Source organism: Bradyrhizobium sp. 25ACV, from assembly GCF_054863005.1.
The window spans coordinates 249,694-267,664 of sequence record NZ_JAVAYO010000003.1 but is presented as its reverse complement, the minus strand read 5'-3'; the positions used below and the strand labels follow the sequence as shown (position 1 = coordinate 267,664).

23 protein-coding genes and 2 pseudogenes are annotated in these 17,971 nt (G+C 61.5%); 13 read left to right on the top strand and 12 right to left on the bottom strand.

Annotated elements, in window-relative coordinates:
• Positions 1 to 171 precede the first annotated feature (171 nt).
• The 4 genes from RAD04_RS08345 to RAD04_RS08330 form a co-directional block, all read right to left on the bottom strand.
• On the bottom strand, positions 172 to 627 hold the full coding sequence (locus RAD04_RS08345; protein WP_461623388.1) for a YybH family protein: 456 nt from the start codon (positions 625 to 627) through the stop codon (positions 172 to 174).
• Between the two features lie 486 nt (positions 628 to 1,113).
• The gene (locus tag RAD04_RS08340; RefSeq protein WP_461623387.1) at positions 1,114 to 1,443 is read right to left on the bottom strand and encodes a hypothetical protein; all 330 of its coding nucleotides are present in this window, start codon (positions 1,441 to 1,443) and stop codon (positions 1,114 to 1,116) included.
• 82 nt (positions 1,444 to 1,525) lie between these two features.
• Positions 1,526 to 2,017 (bottom strand): Hsp20/alpha crystallin family protein, encoded by a 492-nt coding sequence (locus RAD04_RS08335; RefSeq protein WP_461623386.1) that lies wholly within the window; start codon positions 2,015 to 2,017, stop codon positions 1,526 to 1,528.
• Positions 2,018 to 2,100: 83 nt separating this feature from the next.
• Positions 2,101 to 2,562 (bottom strand): Hsp20 family protein, encoded by a 462-nt coding sequence (locus RAD04_RS08330; RefSeq protein ID WP_461623385.1) that lies wholly within the window; start codon positions 2,560 to 2,562, stop codon positions 2,101 to 2,103.
• Positions 2,563 to 3,197: 635 nt separating this feature from the next.
• Here RAD04_RS08330 and RAD04_RS08325 point away from each other — a divergent pair.
• Both RAD04_RS08325 and RAD04_RS08320 read left to right on the top strand, forming a co-directional pair.
• Positions 3,198 to 3,539: a DUF1236 domain-containing protein gene (locus RAD04_RS08325; RefSeq protein ID WP_461623661.1), complete on the top strand. Its 342-nt coding sequence runs from the start codon at positions 3,198 to 3,200 to the stop codon at positions 3,537 to 3,539.
• 19 nt (positions 3,540 to 3,558) lie between these two features.
• Entirely contained in the window at positions 3,559 to 4,059 is a 501-nt protein-coding gene (locus RAD04_RS08320; protein ID WP_461623384.1) for a hypothetical protein, read from the top strand.
• Between the two features lie 85 nt (positions 4,060 to 4,144).
• Here RAD04_RS08320 and RAD04_RS08315 read toward each other — a convergent pair whose 3' ends face one another.
• Positions 4,145 to 4,543: a hypothetical protein gene (locus RAD04_RS08315; RefSeq protein ID WP_461623383.1), complete on the bottom strand. Its 399-nt coding sequence runs from the start codon at positions 4,541 to 4,543 to the stop codon at positions 4,145 to 4,147.
• 292 nt (positions 4,544 to 4,835) lie between these two features.
• On the opposite strand from RAD04_RS08315, the gene RAD04_RS08310 reads away from it, so the two are divergent.
• The 6 genes from RAD04_RS08310 (at position 4,836) to RAD04_RS08285 (ending at position 7,890) form a co-directional block, all read left to right on the top strand.
• Positions 4,836 to 5,036, top strand: a complete 201-nt coding sequence (locus tag RAD04_RS08310) for a hypothetical protein (RefSeq protein ID WP_461623382.1) — start codon at positions 4,836 to 4,838, stop codon at positions 5,034 to 5,036.
• 14 nt (positions 5,037 to 5,050) lie between these two features.
• A complete protein-coding gene (locus RAD04_RS08305; protein ID WP_461623381.1) occupies positions 5,051 to 5,446 on the top strand; it encodes a hypothetical protein in 396 nt (131 codons plus the stop codon).
• A gap of 111 nt (positions 5,447 to 5,557) precedes the next feature.
• A complete protein-coding gene (locus RAD04_RS08300) occupies positions 5,558 to 5,767 on the top strand; it encodes a hypothetical protein (protein WP_461623380.1) in 210 nt (69 codons plus the stop codon).
• 131 nt (positions 5,768 to 5,898) lie between these two features.
• Positions 5,899 to 6,996 (top strand): glycosyltransferase family 4 protein, encoded by a 1,098-nt coding sequence (locus RAD04_RS08295; RefSeq protein ID WP_461623379.1) that lies wholly within the window; start codon positions 5,899 to 5,901, stop codon positions 6,994 to 6,996.
• A 21-nt stretch (positions 6,997 to 7,017) separates the two neighbouring features.
• Entirely contained in the window at positions 7,018 to 7,239 is a 222-nt protein-coding gene (locus RAD04_RS08290; protein ID WP_461623378.1) for a hypothetical protein, read from the top strand.
• A 144-nt stretch (positions 7,240 to 7,383) separates the two neighbouring features.
• Entirely contained in the window at positions 7,384 to 7,890 is a 507-nt protein-coding gene (locus tag RAD04_RS08285) for a PRC-barrel domain-containing protein (protein ID WP_461623377.1), read from the top strand.
• Positions 7,891 to 8,175: 285 nt separating this feature from the next.
• Here RAD04_RS08285 and RAD04_RS08280 read toward each other — a convergent pair whose 3' ends face one another.
• Complete coding sequence (locus RAD04_RS08280) at positions 8,176 to 8,403, bottom strand: hypothetical protein (protein ID WP_011090370.1); 228 nt, start codon at positions 8,401 to 8,403, stop codon at positions 8,176 to 8,178.
• Positions 8,404 to 8,614: 211 nt separating this feature from the next.
• Between RAD04_RS08280 and RAD04_RS08275 the strand changes: the two genes are divergently transcribed.
• Complete coding sequence (locus tag RAD04_RS08275) at positions 8,615 to 9,733, top strand: DUF1236 domain-containing protein (RefSeq protein ID WP_461623376.1); 1,119 nt, start codon at positions 8,615 to 8,617, stop codon at positions 9,731 to 9,733.
• A gap of 25 nt (positions 9,734 to 9,758) precedes the next feature.
• Positions 9,759 to 10,076, top strand: a complete 318-nt coding sequence (locus RAD04_RS08270) for a hypothetical protein (protein WP_461623375.1) — start codon at positions 9,759 to 9,761, stop codon at positions 10,074 to 10,076.
• A 272-nt stretch (positions 10,077 to 10,348) separates the two neighbouring features.
• Here RAD04_RS08270 and RAD04_RS08265 read toward each other — a convergent pair whose 3' ends face one another.
• Positions 10,349 to 11,071, bottom strand: a complete 723-nt coding sequence (locus tag RAD04_RS08265) for a hypothetical protein (RefSeq protein WP_461623374.1) — start codon at positions 11,069 to 11,071, stop codon at positions 10,349 to 10,351.
• Positions 11,072 to 12,474: 1,403 nt separating this feature from the next.
• On the opposite strand from RAD04_RS08265, the gene RAD04_RS08260 reads away from it, so the two are divergent.
• Complete coding sequence (locus RAD04_RS08260; RefSeq protein ID WP_461623373.1) at positions 12,475 to 12,702, top strand: hypothetical protein; 228 nt, start codon at positions 12,475 to 12,477, stop codon at positions 12,700 to 12,702.
• Between the two features lie 90 nt (positions 12,703 to 12,792).
• Here the strand turns inward: RAD04_RS08260 and RAD04_RS08255 are convergent, their stop codons facing one another.
• The 4 genes and pseudogenes from RAD04_RS08255 to RAD04_RS08240 form a co-directional block, all read right to left on the bottom strand.
• Complete coding sequence (locus RAD04_RS08255; RefSeq protein WP_461623372.1) at positions 12,793 to 13,158, bottom strand: response regulator; 366 nt, start codon at positions 13,156 to 13,158, stop codon at positions 12,793 to 12,795.
• A 351-nt stretch (positions 13,159 to 13,509) separates the two neighbouring features.
• Positions 13,510 to 13,706 (bottom strand): annotated as a pseudogene (locus RAD04_RS08250) (hypothetical protein).
• 246 nt (positions 13,707 to 13,952) lie between these two features.
• The gene (locus tag RAD04_RS08245; RefSeq protein ID WP_461623371.1) at positions 13,953 to 14,312 is read right to left on the bottom strand and encodes a hypothetical protein; all 360 of its coding nucleotides are present in this window, start codon (positions 14,310 to 14,312) and stop codon (positions 13,953 to 13,955) included.
• 404 nt (positions 14,313 to 14,716) lie between these two features.
• Positions 14,717 to 15,007, bottom strand: a pseudogene (locus RAD04_RS08240) (transposase); the annotation flags it as partial.
• 247 nt (positions 15,008 to 15,254) lie between these two features.
• Here RAD04_RS08240 and RAD04_RS08235 point away from each other — a divergent pair.
• Both RAD04_RS08235 and RAD04_RS08230 read left to right on the top strand, forming a co-directional pair.
• A complete protein-coding gene (locus RAD04_RS08235) occupies positions 15,255 to 15,953 on the top strand; it encodes an outer membrane protein (protein WP_461623370.1) in 699 nt (232 codons plus the stop codon).
• A gap of 1,333 nt (positions 15,954 to 17,286) precedes the next feature.
• Complete coding sequence (locus RAD04_RS08230) at positions 17,287 to 17,511, top strand: hypothetical protein (RefSeq protein ID WP_461623369.1); 225 nt, start codon at positions 17,287 to 17,289, stop codon at positions 17,509 to 17,511.
• Positions 17,512 to 17,682: 171 nt separating this feature from the next.
• On the opposite strand, the gene RAD04_RS08225 is transcribed toward RAD04_RS08230, so the two are convergent.
• Entirely contained in the window at positions 17,683 to 17,874 is a 192-nt protein-coding gene (locus RAD04_RS08225; protein WP_461623368.1) for a hypothetical protein, read from the bottom strand.
• Positions 17,875 to 17,971 lie beyond the last annotated feature (97 nt).

Sequence of the window (17,971 nt, the reverse complement as noted above, 5' to 3'; positions counted from 1 at the left end):
CAGTTGCTCGACACCGGGGCCTCGCCTAGTTGAACCGGAATTGTTGTAAGCTTCCGGTCTTTCGGTCGGGCCGGCAACGGTGGGCAGCGGATCGCCGAGTGCCAGGGCGCCGTGAGAGCGGCCACAGCCTGCCTGACGCGACCAACGGCGCTTCCAACGCGTGTTCAGCGGTTAAGGCATACGGCTGGCATGATGGTGCACCAGCAGCCACTCGCCACTGCGCTTTTCGAATATCTTCGTCGCAAGCGCCGAAATGTCGAGCACGTCACCGTTCGCTCGATGCGCGTACACCGTTTCAACACCTACGACCCAAGCGATGTTGCCGTTGATCGCTATCTGCGGATTGTCCATCACAACGGAGAAGTCCTTGTACCGAACTGGATGGTCCGCATAACTTTTTTGGACGGCCTCCCAACCCAGGAGCGGTGCTTTACTTGCGGGGTGTATGACAGAAACAGATCCGTCCTGGGCCCAAGTCGCCTCGATAGCCTTGACGTCCAGCTTGGAGAAAGCCTGTTCGACCTGCGTGTTCGCTGCAAGCACGTCGGCCTTATCATCTGCGCGTGCTGAGACCGCTCCACCTGCGACCAAGAGCATGGGTATGAGCGAGCGACTGAAAGGGTTCATATGTGGTTGGCTCCGTTGCGAGCGGCAATTTCCGCAGATTGACCCGGTACAGCGCCGCCCACAAGCGGTCGATTTTATGAGCGCGCGGCTTAGTGCCATCCCTTAGCCCTGCATGCGGCCGCGGCGCGAGCCGCCGCGACCGCCATCCAGTCCCGCAGCAGGCCTCTGTCCTCTCTCGAAAAGGATGCGCGCCGCTTGAGATCCTCGAGCGTCTCGCCGGGATGGCAGCGCTCGAAATCCTCGCGGATCAGCGACTCGAGGTAGGTTCGGTTCCAGGCGCTGCTTGGATCCGAGATGCTGGCGCGAGTTGGTCTTCATAGCGATGTTGGTATGCGAGAGGCCCTGCGGATTAGGATGCTCCGGCGGGAGCTGCTACGCTGAGTTCGGTAGTGCCGCCTCGTCCATTCAGGCACGCGACAATCGGAATGGCGAAGGCCGCGGTTGCGTGCCCGAACAACACCATCGTGAGAATGGCCTGCGTGAACATCATGCGGACTGCCGCTGCGCGGCGGCCCAAGGCCGCCGCAGCCGCATGGGGACGCCGCCCGGTCGGGGCGGATCGTCGTCCTCTCCGTCCAGCCGTCGCAACGCGGTGAGAATATCGGCCAGGCTAAGGGTGTAGCCCATGCCCGGGACTTCTCGCAGGGCGGGACAGGATTCGACCGCGAACATGTCGGATGCCCAGGACGAGAGGATGATCCTCTTCTCCGGGACGGAGAGTTCACTGTCGTTCAGGACATCGTCCGGAGACGCATAGTGCGCGGCCGGGTGGAAAAGGGGATCGAGATTGCCCTTGATCGTGTTGGCATTGTTCATCGGTTGCCTCCCTACGCTCCTTTCTTCGGGGGACGGTTTCGATTACCTGCCGGACGGCGGCGGGGCCGCCGTCCGGATGTCGCTACTGGGTGTTGATGGCGATGCGTTTGACGCCCGCCCGCGGGTTCTCGGACTTCGGCAGAGATACGGTTAGGACGCCGTTCTTGAACGAAGCCTCCGCCTTGTCCTCCTCGACGTCCTCGAGCGGGAGCCGCCGCTCGAAGGCGCCGTACGTCCGCTCTGTGAAGTATCTGCCTTCGTCCTTGCCCTCGTTCTTCTTCTCGCCTCGGAGAGTCAGGACGCCGCCGGCGATCTCGATCTGGACGTCGTTCTCCGTCATGCCGGGCAGTTCGGCCGTGATGGTGAGCGCCTTGTCGGTCTCGCTGAGCTCGATCTTGGGCCAGCCGAATTGCCCTTCCATCAGCGGTGACAGGCCCGTGCCGCCGAAGCCGCGGAAGACATCGTCGAACAGACGGTTCATCTCGCGATGCAGCGTCATGAACGGATCGTAGCTGCCGCGCGCAGGCGCGATCTCCTGGTTTCTTGACCAGGGGATGAGATCACGAATTGCCATTTGATTGTTCTCCATCATCAGGTGCGGCAGGGAGCGCGGTCGCGCTTGCGCACGCCGCGTTCCCGTCGAACTTCGAATTGGCGTCAGGCTGCCTTTTTCTGCTCGATCTGCGCCGAGGAAGAAGCGCCGCCGCCAATCTGGATCCGGCGCGGCTTCATGGCTTCCGGCACCTCGCGGACGAGGTCGATGATCAGCAGCCCGTCCTGGAACGAGGCTTGCTTGACCTGGACGTAGTCGGCGAGGTTGAACACGCGCCGGAACGGACGTGCCGCGATCCCCTGGAAGAGATATTCGCCGGCCAGCTTCTCGGGCTTCCTGCCCTCGATGGTGAGCGCATTCTGCTCGGCCGTCACCGCGATGTCGTCCGCGCCGAAGCCTGCGACGGCCAACGTGATCCGGTAGTGATCCTCGCTGGAGCGTTCGATGTTGTAGGGGGGATAGTTGTCCTCGTTCGTCTGCCGCAGCGTGCTGTCGACGAGATCGGCCAGGTGGTCGAAGCCGATGGTGGAGCGCCACAGGGGCGCGAAGTCAAACGTGGTCCTCATAACCAAGTCCTCCAAAGAGCAAGATGGGTACGAAGGAGCGCTGGGCGGAAATCCAGAGGGGTCCGAAGTTTCCAGACCGGCGCCCGCGCCGGACCCGAGCTGGCATCCGGCACACCGCTCTCGCGGCAAGAAAAAAACTAGAAAGGCGCAAAAGCGTTTCAAGATGCCGCCGAAAAAAATTTGAAACGGCGCGCTGGCGCACGATTCAGGACCAGTGGCGGAGACCCTTGATCGTCACGTCGGGCCAAAGAAATCTCTCCCGGAAGCTTGCTCTTCCGACTTTTCGAAACCGCAAAAGCTGGTGACCGACCACGCGACGCGACGCTGCCGCCCGATCTCCACGGTCGTCTGTGACGCCCCGGAAGCATTCGCCCTATAGGAAACGTCGCACAGAGGTGGTCGATCGAGAGCGCACCCGCTTTCGCATCGGGATGACCGGCTCGCAGCGCGCAGACATAGCTCTCGAATAGGCGCCGCGTGCAGCTCCGGTAGCCGTGTGGCAATTGGGTCCGATCTCCCCTCGGGAAAAGAGGAGTCCTCCTGCCGCTCTTCTGGAACGATTGCCATCGTTCACGGGTTCACGCAGCGCCGCATCCAGCGGCCAGGAGAGACTCATGAAGAAGCTGCTGCTGATGTTGAAGAAGCTGCTGCTGATGTCCGTGGCCGCCGCGCTCATCTCGACGGGCACGATGGCTCAGTCGACGGTGGTCACCACCACAGGCGCCGGTCATGCCGCCGTGCAGATCGAGCCGGAATACCGCACCAAGATCCGCACCTACGTGACGGAGCACAAGATTCGCCCGGTCGAGACGCGCGAGAAGATCGTCGTGGGTCAGCCCGTGCCGCGCGATGTCGAGCTCGAGGCGGTACCCGCCGACTGGGGTCCCTCGCTCACCAAATACCGCTACGTCTACTCCGGCGAACGCGTGATGCTGGTCGATCCGTCGACGCGCACCGTGGTCCAAGAGGTGGACTAAGTCCACCGCGGCGGGTCGCGTGGAGGATGCGGCCCGCCTCACGCCCACGCCCGGCACCCGCCGAAAAACCATCCCTGGCACAGCAAAGCGCCGGTCCATGCCGATCGTCCGATACTTCGTATTCGTGGGTGGGCTGCTGCTGGCACTGCTCTTCGCCGCGGACCGCTACCTGCCGGCGCCGGTCGAGCGCAACGACGCGACCGATCCCGACAGGACGACCATCAGAATCCGGTCGGCGAGGAGCATTCCGGAGAAGATCGTCTTCGACACGCGGCCGCGCGCCGATCTTCCGAAGATGGCGCAGACTCATCCGATGCCGGAGGAACCGCGGCAATCGGCGCGAGAGGCGATGGCCTCGTTGCCTGCAGCACTACCTCTCGACGCTAAGAAAGAGCCGCCGGAGCGCAAACGCGCGGAAGCTCGTCCGCAGGCGAAGCGGTGGGCGAAATCCGCGAGAAGGTCAGCCGAACCACGGCTGGCGTTCGAACGGCACGATTTCTTCACCGGCGGATGGTGGTAACCTCCAATATCCTGCTTCACGCAACGAGAAGGCCGCGCTCGTTTCAGACCGCGGCCTGACGGGGCCTTGAGGGAAAGGCGCCGTCTCACCAATGGTGATGATGCCAGCGGTGCCGCACCACCGGATAGGCGCCGCCGTAATAGGCGTAGGCGGGCCGGACGACGCGACGGTACCGGTAGCCATAGGACACCGGCGCGGTGTAGTAGGTCGTGGCATAGCCGCCGCCCCATCGATAGGGCGCATCGTAGGCGTAGGGTCCGCCATAATACCCCGCGCCGTAGTAGCCGGGACCGTAGTCGTAGTAGCCCGGCCCCCAGCCATACGCCGAGGAGACAAGCCCGCCGATCAACGCGCCGGCGATCAGGCCGCCGGCGATGCCGGGTCCCCAGCCACCTCGCCAATGAGCTTCGGCGGGCGACGTCGCAGCGACCGAGCTGAGACCGAGAGCGCCGACCGTCGCGGCCACCATTGCAATCTTCCTCATCGGATTACTCCTTTCCACGCTTCTTGCCCGGCCGAATAACGGGAAAAACAGGCAATGGTTGCTTTTTGGCCGGGCGCCAGGGGCAAATGGGGTGGTCGGCATTCGAAAGTTTTCGTGCTTAGACACAAACATTTCGACCGAAGAGGGTGCAATCCGCGTGCGGTGCGGCGACTTTCGGAGCTTGTCGAGCTGGACTTCGCGTGTAGACTTGGCGGGATATTGGGGCGCTTAACACTCTTGAATTCTTCGCCCGTGCGATTGCGCTACGATCATTTTTCCTTTGGGGTCTCCCATGTTCGATCCGGCAACGACCGCTCTTCTGCGCGCCGTCCTCGACGGAGTCTGCGAAGACGTCTCGCGCTATGAGACCGGCGCCCGCACTCACGTGGCGTTCAGGATTCTGGAAGCCGCCACGAAGGGCGGCACTTCGCGCGACAGGCTGAAGCAGGTCGGCCGCGAGGCTCCCCACGATGCGCCAACGATGTGGCGATAGGGAGGAGAGCGGGGGTGAACTTCCAGGTGACGGTGCTGAAGATCCTGGTCAGCTATCCCGACGGTTTCGCCGTCATGGCGGACATCAAGCGCGACATGGCGATCCTTGCGACGAGCGGACGGGACTGGGCCGAGCGGACCAAGCGCCTGGCCGCACGCGTGCCGGATCTGGACATCTTCTCGCAAGGACTGGTCGAGCGCCTGAACGGGGGTTGGCGCATCACCGAGAAAGGCCGCGGACTATTGGAGTTCATGGAAGCCCGGCCTAGCGAGCCGGATCCGGCAATCGAACCACCCGTAGCTGAACCGTTGCCGGCGCCTCGCCTTCACGACTCAGCACGGCTTGGTCGAGCCCAACGCCGGCAACGCCGCCGAGCCGTCCGCGAGCGCACGCGGGCGAAAGCTTCCTGATAGACCTACCGAGCGCTTCTCCGCCAACGGTCTAGGCCTCGGGAAAAACTGGAAACTTTCACCATCGCGCTGAGTTGGCAGCGACTAGATGCGGTCGCTTGGAGCGTGAGGATGGTCGACGAAGACGCGGTGAGAAGGGCGGCAGAGACGGCTTGGACCGTGTACCGGGCGGCCCACCCTGACGTCGACGTTCAGGACAGCCGCCGCTGCCTGCTCGAGCGCTATCTGCACAGGAGACGGGAAGAGCGAGAGAGCGATGCCGAAGAACTCGTCAGCTTCGGGATAGCCTACCTGCACCAGCTTCCCGAAGACGAATGTTGACGGGCATGAAGACGTTCGTCGCGCGCGTGGTTCGCGAGAGCACAAGGCCCAGTTGGACGCTGCTCGCGATTTCATATGTCATTTCCGCGGTCATCGTGATTGCCCTGCGGTGCGTGGTCGGGGCCTAGCCGATGCGGATCGCCCAGCTTGCTCCGTTGGCCGAGAGCGTTCCACCGAAGCTTTATGGCGGCACGGAGCGCGTGATCGCCTGGCTTGTCGACGAACTGGTCGAGCTCGGACACGACGTCACCCTGTTCGCGAGCGGGGATTCGAGGACTAAGGGAAAGCTCCACCCTGTCTGGCCGCGCGCGCTGCGCCTGGGGCGGAGGGGCACTGATCCGAACGCCGCCTGCGCGCTGCTGATCGAAGCGATCGCCGAGCGCGCGGGCGACTTCGACCTAATCCACTCCCACGTCGACTGGCTGCCTCTTCCTGTGCTGAGCCGGACCGGCGTGCCGTTCCTGACGACGATGCATGGCCGCCTCGACCTTCCCGGTCTGTCCGACGTGATCGGGGCTTTTCCGAACGCGGCCTTCATCTCAATTTCCGACAACCAGCGTCGACCCCTTCCGAACGCGAACTGGATCGCGACGATCCAGCACGGGCTGCCCAAGGATCTGCTTAGGCCGTCCTACGAACGTGGTTCATACCTCGCCTTTCTCGGGCGGCTGACGGCGGACAAGGGACCGGAAGCCGCCATGCGCATCGCACGCGCCGCGCGGATGCCGCTGCGGATGGCGGCCAAGATACCTCGCGCGGAGACGGCCTACTTCAAGAACAAGCTCGAGCCGAACATCGATGGCCAGAAGGTCCAGCTCGTCGGCGAAGTCGATGATGCGAAGAAGCAATCTTTCCTCGCGAACGCAGCAGGCCTGCTGTTTCCGATCGATTGGCCGGAGCCGTTCGGTCTCGTCATGATCGAAGCGATGGCATGCGGAACGCCCGTAATCGCCTATCGCTCAGGCTCGGTGCCGGAAGTCATAGAGCACGGCGTCACCGGCTTCATCGTCGATGGTGAGGAGCAGGCGAACAGGGCAGTGGACCAACTGGAGCGGCTGGACAGACGAGTGGTTCGCGCCCGGTTCGAGGAGCGTTTCGCCGCGAGCCGGATGGCGAAGGAGTACGAACGCCGATATCGCGAGCTGCTCAGTCGCGGATTACGCGATGGATTCGAAAAGGGCGCTATATCTCGTCTCGCGGTCGGAACGGCTTCGGAGCCTCTTCGTTGAGTTGCCGATCAGGAGGCTCCCATGAAAACCATTCTATCCGCGGCGGCGGCTTTGGTCATTCTCTCGACGGCCGCTCTTGCAGACGAAGTGCCTCCTCCACAGCCAAAGGTCCAGCAGGCCGGCGACTCCGCGAAGGAAGCGGACGACTGTTCGAAGCAGGTTTGGCCGCATTTCTCGCGGGCTTGCCTTCGCTCGGAAGGCAAGGGGATTGCCGTGCGGCTTGTGACCACCGAACGTCGGTAGTGGACCGGGTCCGGACGCCGCGAAGTTTTGGATCGAATTCTTTCAGGCCATTTCGAGCTGAAGGTGATCAGGAACAAGTGGCAATTGGCGGGCGTTGGGCCGGGCATCTGAAAGGGTGCGGGCTCACGTTGGAGGAGATAATCGATGAAAAGCTTTCTTGCCGTCGCTCTGCTCGGCACTGCCGTGATCGGCGGCGCCGCGTTCGCGCAATCCACTCAGCCGGCCGACCGCGCCGCCCAGGCGGCCACCGGTCAGCCGGCCGATGCCACGCTGAAGAGCAGCTGGCGCGCCTCGAAGTTGATGGGGCTGAACGTTTACAACGAAGCCAACGAGAAGCTCGGCGACATCAACGAATTGCTCGTCGACAAGACCGGCAAGATCAACGCGGTGGTGATCGGCATCGGCGGCTTCCTCGGAATGGGCGAGCACGACATCGCCGTCTCGATCGACAAGCTGAAGTTTGTGGAAGAGCCTGTCCGGACCAGCTCGACCAGCACCTCGACAACCTCGCGCGACACCACCACCGGCGCCGCGCCGACAACCACCACGAACCGCAACGCGAACGATTGGGTGCCCGACCACGCCGTCATGAGCGGCAACAAAGAGCAACTGAAAGCGCTGCCGCAGTTCAAATACTCGGATTACAACTAGAGTAGGGCGTTTGCTCACTGAGATCAGGGCCCCCCATGGGGCCCTTTTTTTTCTGCCCCGTGGCAACCAGTCGGCCGTTCCGTGGGTAAAAAAAGGCCCGCCCGAATCATCGGGTGGGCCATTCACGCGAGCGGTCTATTCGCTCAGTGCATGTGAACTAGCCAATAGCCGACGCCGCCAACTACGAGCACGGCGGGAATGGCCCACAAAATCAGTACGGGCATTTTCTCCTCCATTTGCCGTCAACAACGTTTCGCGTGGCCGGCTAGGCCCTGCGACGACCGTTCACTGTTCGGTGCAGACCTTCGTGGTCTTGACGGCGGACTCGGCCTCGACCTTGGTCTTGTAGACGCCGTTGCCCACGACCGTCGTGGTGGTCGTCGTCGGCTTGGTGTCGACCACGGTGCACTTCTTGGTGGTCGCGTCGCGCACGATGTAGAACTCGGCGGCGCTGGCGGCCTGGGTGCCGAGAGCGAAAGCAGCGAGAGCGCCGCATACGATCAGCTTCTTCATGCTGTCCTCCTAAAAAAATTCCTTCGTAAGTAGTCACTGCCAACGAGAAGGAGCGATCGAAGTTCCAGTTGTTCCCGACGCCGCCGCGCGTCTCATTTCGCGACAGGGCAATGTTGTCCTAGGCAAGAAATCCGACATTGCCGAGTTTTCCCGAAGTGGAACCGCGCACCGCATCGAGTGTTGATCGACGTCCGCTTTTTGGAGGTTTCAGATGAACAAGCGTTTATTTTTAGCTACGACCGCTGCGGTCGCGATCGCGACCTCGGCTTTCGCGCAATCTTCTCCCAGCACCTCGAGCTCCACGCCGTCGGCTACGCAGCGTCAACAGGATTCCACATCGACCTCGTCGCCGTCGTCTTCGACTTCGGCGCCGTCATCCAGCCCATCTTCAGGATCGGCCCAGACCAATCCTTCGACGAATTCCGCCCAGACGCAGTCTCCGCCGTCAGCGGGTCAGACCGCTGCAGGTCAGTCGTCCAACTCCGGCACGGGCAGCAACACCACGCAGGCGCCCACTTCAAACAACTCGACCAACCAGCCCCAGGCCAATCAACCGTCCAACCCGACCACGACGCCTTCGAACCAGGCGCAAACCAACTCTCCTTCGAACACGAACACCCAGACGCAGAGCGCCAACCCGCCCGCCTCAGGCTCCAGCCAGGCCCGGTCGCCGACGGGTAGCGGGTCGACCAATACGGTCCAGCAGCCGAACAGTCAGCAGAACACGGCCGATCGTTCGTCGAACACGAACGTGAACGCGTCGGTGAACATCAACGACCAGCAGCGGACCCGGATCAGCACGTCGATTTCGCATCTGAACGTGCAGCCGCTGACCAACGTCAACTTCTCCCTGTCCGTCGGCACCGTCGTGCCGCGCGACGTCCGCCTGCAGCCCCTGCCGGCCGAGGTCGTCGAGATCGTGCCGCAGTATCGTGGCTACAACTTTGTCCTGGTGAAGGACGAGATCGTGATCGTAGAGCCGTCCAGCTACAAGATCGTGACCGTCCTGCCGTACTCGGGGCGCTCCACGGCGTCGGCGCCGGCGCGCACTGAGCAGCGCAAGGTGACATTCAGCGACCGTGATCGCGAGGTGATCCGGAAGCACGCCAAGGCCCGTCCCGTCGAGCGCGAGCGGCAAACGACCGGCAGCACGGTCCGAACCGAGATCCGCCGAGGCGAGCGCGTGCCTGAGGGCGTCGAAATCGATGCCTTCCCCGACGAGGTCTATCGCGACGCGCCGAGTCTGCGGGAGTACCGGTACATTCACCGGGATAGCCGCACCTACATCGTCGAACCGCAGGAACGTCGCGTCATCGAAGAGATCGACTGATCTCGCCAAACGGAGGAATACGAACATGAAGACAATTGCGCTCGGAGCTTTCGCGACGGTCCTGTTGGCGTCGGCTGCGTCGGCAACTCCGCTCAATGCCACCTCGATCGGGTCGGCGGAGGCGGCCAACGTCGACCAGGTTCGCCTAGTCTGCAATGAGTACGGCCGCTGCTACCGCACCCGCGGTCCCCGCTACGTCCAGCGGTACTACGGCGGAGACGACGGCTATGTGGTCCGTCGGAGCTACGGCTCCTATGGAGGGCCGGGCTACTACAACCGCGGCTACGGTTATTACGGCGGGGGCCCGAGCATCGGTTTCAGCTTCGGCACTGCCCGTTGGTAAACGTCAAAGCGCCGCCCTTCGGGGCGGCGTTTCCGCAAGGATCGACGGTGCAGTCTGTCGGGCGTTGCTCCGGCACAAGGAACGATCGGCATTCCACCTTTTACGTCAGAACTCTTCCAGGGTTGCAGGTACCGCGCGAAAATCGAAGGCGCCCCGAGTTCAGGCAACGCGTCGAATCTTTGCTCTCGGCTCCCCCTGCCCCCAAGCCCCAAGCCGGGAGTGAAACCTAGTCCTAGGTTGGCGACCTCGACCGCGGTCGAGGTCGTTTTACCTTAGCACTTTTGAACGTGGTCGGAAAACTCCGCGGCCGTGACACGATGAGTTATGAGCGTTCGCCGGCAGTTGATCCAGGCGGCGCATAGCGTGCGAAAGATGCTCGAGCGCCCGCTGAACGCGCGCCCATCGAACCTCTCCAAAGGATTCAAGTGAAGTCGCCCAGAAGATCGTTTTTCCTCGTCGAAGACGAAGCCTTGATCCGAATGATGCTCGTCGAGATGATCGAGGAGCTCGGACACGCTGTCGTGGCCGAGGCCGGGCGCATCGAGGATGCACTTCTGGCGCACCAGCCGGTATTCGATATCGCCATCCTGGACATAAACCTTGGGGGAACGACGAGCGTACCGGTTGCGGAAATCCTCACCAGGAGAGGCGTGCCGTTCGTCTTTGCGAGCGGCTATGGGGGGAGTGACGCCCCCGAGACGTTCAGGGACAGGCAGATGCTGTGCAAGCCATTCCAGCTGGATGAGCTCGATCGAGCGATCCGCGCGGCGTTGGCGAACCATGAAGACTAGCCGCGTTCCCCCCGAGCCGCTCTCTGGCTCGGGCCGAACCAGACCTGTCTCCAGCTCGGCTATGATGTCCTCCAGCAGCCGTGCAGCTAGAGGGTCGGTCGTTTCCGCATACAGCCTTCGGAACCGATCCAGTTCTTCGATCTCTTTTGGGGACTGTCGGACCATAAATCCTCGTCCGACATCGAGCGCGAGGGCGACCTGCACCTCGCACTTGCGGAAGAGGCATTCTTGCCACGCTGCCCTTCATCTGGGTGGCAAGAAGGTTGACGAGCCGGGTACCAAGTCCGCTTTTTGTTTCCAAAGGACAACCCTATTCCGTCGCAGTTCGTCACCAGCTCGTTGACGATCAGTCTATCGAAGCCGCCTGCGAACTCCGCACCTGAATGTCCTCGCAGCGTACCCTGATCGAAATCGTGCGTACACCGCGATGAAAGTCGGCAAGGCTGGCGCACAATGATTCGATATACGGCGCCAGCGCATCCGCGGTAAGCCGGGTGGACGTCGTCGCTAAGGTTCATGACCGGCTGCGCGACACAGCAGACACCAGCCGCATCGCGTCTCCTCCGATGTGCGAGCTCCTGAAGGAGAACGTCCCCATATCGTTTGGCTTCCGAAAGCTTGCGCAACGTCGTCCGCAGGAGCTCGGTCACGGCCGCGATGCACAGTCCGGTGATGATGAACAGGACGAGCGGGATCGCCGCGGAGGAGGGCGAACTTGGCATGAGGTACGTAGCGGCGAGAACGGACGCCGCTAGGGACGCAGCGATGCCGCACCCGCGACCGAAAAGCACAGATGACAGGAAGATGGCGGGCACGAACAGCAGAAGGGGGTAGGATCGAAGGTATTCGTCCGCCATCACCCTGGCAACGAAGGCAATGCCAACCAGGCCCGTCGTGAGGACGTATCGCACCCAGATCGGAAAGTCTGACTTGGCCGTGAAGAGGCGTTGCAGAAAGGCTTCCATTGGAGGCCAACGTGCCTCCTAGCCTTTTCCGATCAGGGATTGGGCCGTCGTGCGGGTATGTACCTGTGCGCGTCAGTGCGGAGACACTCAGGCAGCGCGCGCGTGACGGTTCTCGGCGCGGCGAGCTTGTCCGGTAGAACCCGCACCGGCTTGAACTCGGTTTCGGTTTCCACCACGCCTTCACAACCGGGGCACACAAAGCTATGGACGACCGTGGCGAACGGCTGTTGGCTCTCAAGCTTCGACATGAACCATCGCATCCCGATTCTGCATCTCATGCAGATGGGCGGCTCCAGTTCGGTGAGTGAGTGCTTCAGACGATCTACCATTTGGCCGAGTCCCTCGGGTGGAGGATAGCACGGCCAGGGGAAACGTCTGTATCATTTGGGACGCAAGCCGGCGCCGCAATTTTGATCGGCCTTTGCGACCGAGCTATCCTGCGCCAGCATGGAGGTGCGTGCGAGAGCCGCTCAGCGATCCGGACGGAGGTCCCGGTCCAACCTCCAGAACGGTCTCTTCGATCGTCCTTGGCCAGCGGCCCAAATCTAAAATGTCCCCCTATGCAAAGCCTAAAGTTGGCTCCGAAGTTTCAATATTCCCTCAGTGGAAGCGTGCTACGGTATCTCCACGGGGGACATACAGTTGGCCATCTACCGAATACTTCAGAACTCGCCTCTTGGGCCCGAAGAGATCACGCGGCTTTCAAAAGCCTACGAACAGGCTCTCCGCACGATTGGCGTACAGGACCGCAACGAGCCTCTCACGGAACTGATTGCCAAGAAGATCATCGAGATCGGGCAGACCGGCCTCAAGGACCCGTCTGACATCTGCGGTCGCGCCGTCGACGAATTTGGCCTGTCGAAAGGATGATTCCGCAGAAGGGGCGCGACCGACACACGAATCCGATGGCGGACCACGCTGCAGCGGATCGCGGGAACGGGTCAGCCGCGAGTAGAGCAGCTAACCCGGCGGCACGCCTTTTCCCTCGCTGAGCTCCCGGATCGTCCGGACGATCTCGTCCGGATGGAAGGGCTTCTGTAAAATGCGGCTGCCCGGCACGGGGCGTGGGGGACTGGGCGAGAAGCCGGTGGCGTAGATAACCGGCAGCTCCGGATCCTGCTCGCGGCAGCGTTCCGCGATCTGCCACCCATCGACTTGTCCGGGCAGCCTGACGTCGGTGACCAGCACGTCGGCAACGTGGCGCTTGCACCAGACCATTGCCTCCTCACCAGTGCTCGCGTGGACGACGTGATAGCCCGCATCCCGCAGCGCTTCGACGACGAATTCGCGGATCAGGGGGTCGTCTTCGACGAGAAGTACGCTCACTGGCGGCTCAATTAGGATAGCATCAGTTACGCATGTCGAACGATCCAACTGCGTAGTCGTTCCCGACGGCAGCGCGTCGGCGAGCGTACTGGAGGGCCGTTCAAGCGGTCTATGCCCTGAAAGCTCAGGATCATTCAGACGTCGCTCGGGTTCTATGATCTCTGCGCCGCGCACGGGAATAGCGGGCGCCGGCAGAGAGAGAAGCTCATTCGGTCTTGGGCATCCGTCTCTTGCCGCCGCACTTCGTGCAGCGGCCCGGAAAGACCCTACGGCCCGGCTCGGTCTCTTCCGTCGGTTGATGCCCAGTGCCACCGCAGGCGTCGCACTTGACCTCTGCGGCCCAGCCTTTCCTCACGCTTCGCCGGCGCCGGCGAAGAGCGTTGAGGGCGGGGTGGTGCGCGGCGGCGGTAGCGGCCTTGTGCTGCCGGGGGGCTTGCTCTTGGCGTCGTACCTTTTGGCCAGATCGAGCACCTTCTGCGTGTGAACGGGTCTGCCTTCTCCGCCAGATCGCGCGCCCGTTGCGCGAAGCCGCTGTAGAACTCTTCCATGACGCCAGCCCTGGCCTGGACGGTCGATATCCGGCCTGACGTAGGCGCTCGGAGACCGTCTTGAGATTGATGCCGAGAGCGAGTTCAGTAGTCTATTCCACAGGTACATCCGCGCACTTTGGCACTGCGCAGGAGCTCCGTAAACTGTCAACCATTCGCCGGTTGATTTCTATCGATAAGGGCTGTAGGCACTCCGCGAGCATCCTCTGCTCCCTGCGGCCCACTTCCGGCCTGGGCTCAGCGCCCTCAATTGCGCTGTGCGGTCCAGTAGCCTGAACAGTGCGCGTTTCCTGAATGACCGCTCCACGTCCCGCGCCCGGAATTGCTAGAGAGCCGGCCTGAACCGGAGGCGAATTTGTCCTGAACTGTCACCGACGCCCGAACTGCGCCGGAACGCGCCACGCGGCCTCTGAACCTGACCAAATTCGGATGCGTAACTATTCCGTCGGTGATGTTGACGGTGAAATTATAGGTCGCATCGCAAGATCCTCTTTGCGTCATGAAAGTGAGGTCCCAGGAGCCGTCGAATACAGAGCGGGCTTGCGCGACGGAGTGGAAGGCGACCAGGCAGCCCATGGCCGCCACACAGGTGAAAAGCTTCTTCATTGTTTGCTCCAAACTGTCTCCGATACATGGCGAGCGGAGCCGGCGAGATCAATGCGGCTCACTGGGGGCCGGAGGAGTGATGTCGGGCGCGGGTCATTTACGTCGTTCGCCCTTTACCCGGCAGCTTCCGGTCGAACCCGATAAGCAGACATCGCCAGCCGCGGCGAGTACGTCTCAAACGGGCCATGTGTGGACGGCCGTTGGCCGGAGCGGCCATGTGTTCGGCTTGTTTGCGGTTCGCGTGACCGCTGGCCATAATGCCCTCCGCAGATCCCGATCAAAAGCACGCATTCGGAGATGCCGTGGCCCGTGTGGGTTGTCAATCGCCGGATCGACCAGCGCTGCATTAAGTGCTGATCGTCCTTCCAACCGTTACGTCACCAGCATGCCCGGCGTAATCTCGTTTACGCCATGAGAGCGGCGGGTTCCTGGTAGCGTTCGTTCCTCGCCATCATCGCCCAGGCCATCCTGGCGAGCTTATTGGCAAGCGCGATGGCCGCGACCTTGGTGGGCCGCCCCGCCAACAATCGCGTGAGCCATGGCCGATGATCGGTGCCATGGATCTTTGCGTAGCGGATTACGGCGAGCGCCAGCCTTGAACAGGCACGCAAATAGCGATCGCCCTGCTTGCTGATGCTGCCAAGCTTGTCTTTACCCCCGCTCGAGCTCTGCTTTGGCACGAGGCCAACCCAGGCCGGCACTGACGCGGCGATGCCTGCCCTCGCAATCTCACAATGGGAGCCATCTCTCTGTATCGGTCGATCTTCTTGTCGAGATCATGCACTTCGCACATGGGCCGCCCCGTTGCGGGTCTACACGGTTCCTCAATTAACAAATGATCGTATTCCTAACGATGATGACCACGTGTGTCTGTCGCGCTACAGCAAATTCGGTGAGTTAGGGTAGCGTTTGGCACAGCTTTTGAAACCTGAGAGACTCGAAATGAAAAAGTTCCTTCTCGCGACTGTCGCTTTTGCCGCCCTAGCGGGTACAGCATCGGCAGCTGATATGGCCGCGCGTCCTTACACCAAAGCCCCAGCGATGGAGGCCTCGCCGATTTACAACTGGACCGGCTTTTACATAGGCGGTCACGTCGGCGGCGCATTCGGTGGCAACAATAACATTCTGGCCCCTGGCTTCACCGGCACAAACAGCAACGACGGTGTGTTCATGGGCGGCGCGCAGGTCGGTTACGACCATCAGTTCTCACCGAACTGGGTGCTGGGCATTGAAGCGAACTACAGCTTCCTCGATACCAATGACAATCCCTTCGTCAACCGTGGGCTCGGTTCGGTCACCGGTCGCCTCGGCTACACCTGGGGTCCGGCGATGGTGTACGTCAAAGGCGGTTATGCCTGGGCTGACTCCCGCCTTACGAACGGCTTCGGCGGCGGCACCTTCACCAACAACGGCGGCGGTCGCGACGGCTACACCGTAGGCGGTGGTCTCGAATACATGTTCGCCCAGAACTGGTCGGGCAAGGTCGAATACCAGTACTATGACTTCGGCACCCGGAACGCTCTCTTCACCAGCGCCGCTGGTGTTGTTACCGCCGTCGGGTTCCGCAATGACGAGCACACCATCAAGGCCGGCCTGAACTATCGGTTCAATTGGGGCGCTGCCTCGGCTTCTCGTTACTGACGGCTTACATGATAGACTGAAAGGGTCAGCCATACGGGCTGGCCCTTTCTCATAAGCGGGAATGAGTGGCGCGAGGATTGCGTATCTATCGGTGCTGGATCTGACCCGCTTCTGATGAAGTTCACTGGCGACTTGCGGTTCTCAACGGTCGCCGGCATCTAGGACGAGCAGACGATCAAGCGGCTCGTCTTTTCGCTCAGCTGGGGAACTGCTCTCGCCAGAGGATGCCGCCGTAAGAGCGCACGTCGGGCTGAAACAAGCTTGGCGATACATGACTGGCTCAACTCGCTAGGACTCCAGCTACCATGTAAGTGGTGTCGCCCTGACTGGACATGTCAGGCGATCAAGCGACTCGCCGCGACAGCTCCGAGCAGGCATTTGCTTTGCAAGAGAGGCGTGCACGTCGCTGACCTTACTGCCTCTGGACTTTCACCGGGTGGCCTCGCGAAGGCGGCCTCGGATCTGCCCGCAATCTTTGGCTTTCGAGTTTTGGTGTCCGCAACAGCAGTTTTCTGACGCTCCAGTCGTGAGAAAGCCTTGCTTGCTGAAAGAGCTGCAATCCTCAGCGACCGTATTCTTCCGGAGGCCCCGCGTTCTTCAGCTATTAAGCCGTAGCGCTTATACGATATGCTATGTGCCGAGACGTTGACCCTCGCACCGAAGCGGACGCGGCAATGCGTGAAGCCGCACGCTCGATATGCGCAGTTGAGCGTGCGAAATGGCTGCGCGTTGCCTTGGCATGGCTGGACCTTGCTCGTGCTGAGACTTCGCGTTCAGCCAAGATCGCTCCTCCGCTGCGAAAGGCTGATTGCGAAATGTCCAGCTGCTGATTCGCTATCAGTTTGTCGAGACCGAGCCTGATAGCGGTGCTTGTGCCCAAGATGCAGGTCTCAGGCGTGGAACCAGTGTGGCAGCGTTCTCCATCGAGCTCGGCCAGCCTTCTTGACTAATCCTCGCCTTCTTGGAAGTGCAGCGCCAAGGCTTCTTCTTTGCTCCGCCTTCAGTACACGGGACCGAAGATGTTCCAGTTCAGATAGCTCGGAGGCGAGCGCATCAAGATGCTGGCGGAGGACAGCCACGCGATCATACTTACTCATGGAACGCCCTAAATAATACTTACATTAAACAACCCAGCCCAGGCAAAATAATAGAATGCAGTACAACCTGGGCACTAACATCCGTCAAGGTGCAATTCGCGAATAAGCGTAAAGCTGCAGAGGGCAGCTAGGAGCGTGGTGTTGGTCACATTTCGTGATTGAACCTCTTAATGATTTAATTTATTTAATTAGGGTTACATTAATATAGTGTCGCGGTTGAGCTCTGGGAGATTGCAATGCCTGAACAAGAAGACGACGACCGGCGCGAATTCCTGAAAACCTGCGGTAAGTTTGCCGTCGTAACGCCTCCGACCATCACCGCGTTGCTCTCAACCTCCCTCACCAGCACGGCAATTGCCCAGTCGGGCGGCAGCTTGGTTCATGGCCCTCGGGGCAACAACGGCTATGGCAATGGGGGCGGTGACGGCAGCCCCAACGGCAAGCCTGATAAGGATCGCTGATGCCTGAGGGGAAGAAAAATCCCGGGAACGCTTTGCCGATTGCCAAGTTTTCCCGATGCCCTTCCCCAAGGGCGACTCCGTTCGGCCCCAGCTTCATCCCCATCGCCCCCCGGAGCTGGGGCCATTTTTCACATGAGTTCCGAAACGAAAGGGGCCGCCAACTGGGCAGGCTCAGTTCTTCGTCAATGGCTTTTTTGCCTCCTCGGCCGCCATCTCAATAACCGGGGGCAGTTCGCCCGTGCGGTCCTTCAGGTCAGCTGCGCGCTGGATCAATCCGGACGCAACCTGCGGGTCCTTTGTTGTTTTGGCCATTCGCAGCAGCGTTGCTGCGGCCTCTCGGGCGAATGAGTTGTAGCGCGGCACGTGTTCTATCCCATCGAAGTCCCCATGGGATGATTCAGAAAGCCGGACTGCGTTCCGGTGCTCTGTGCAAAATGTACACAGCCGACAAAAAGGCCTC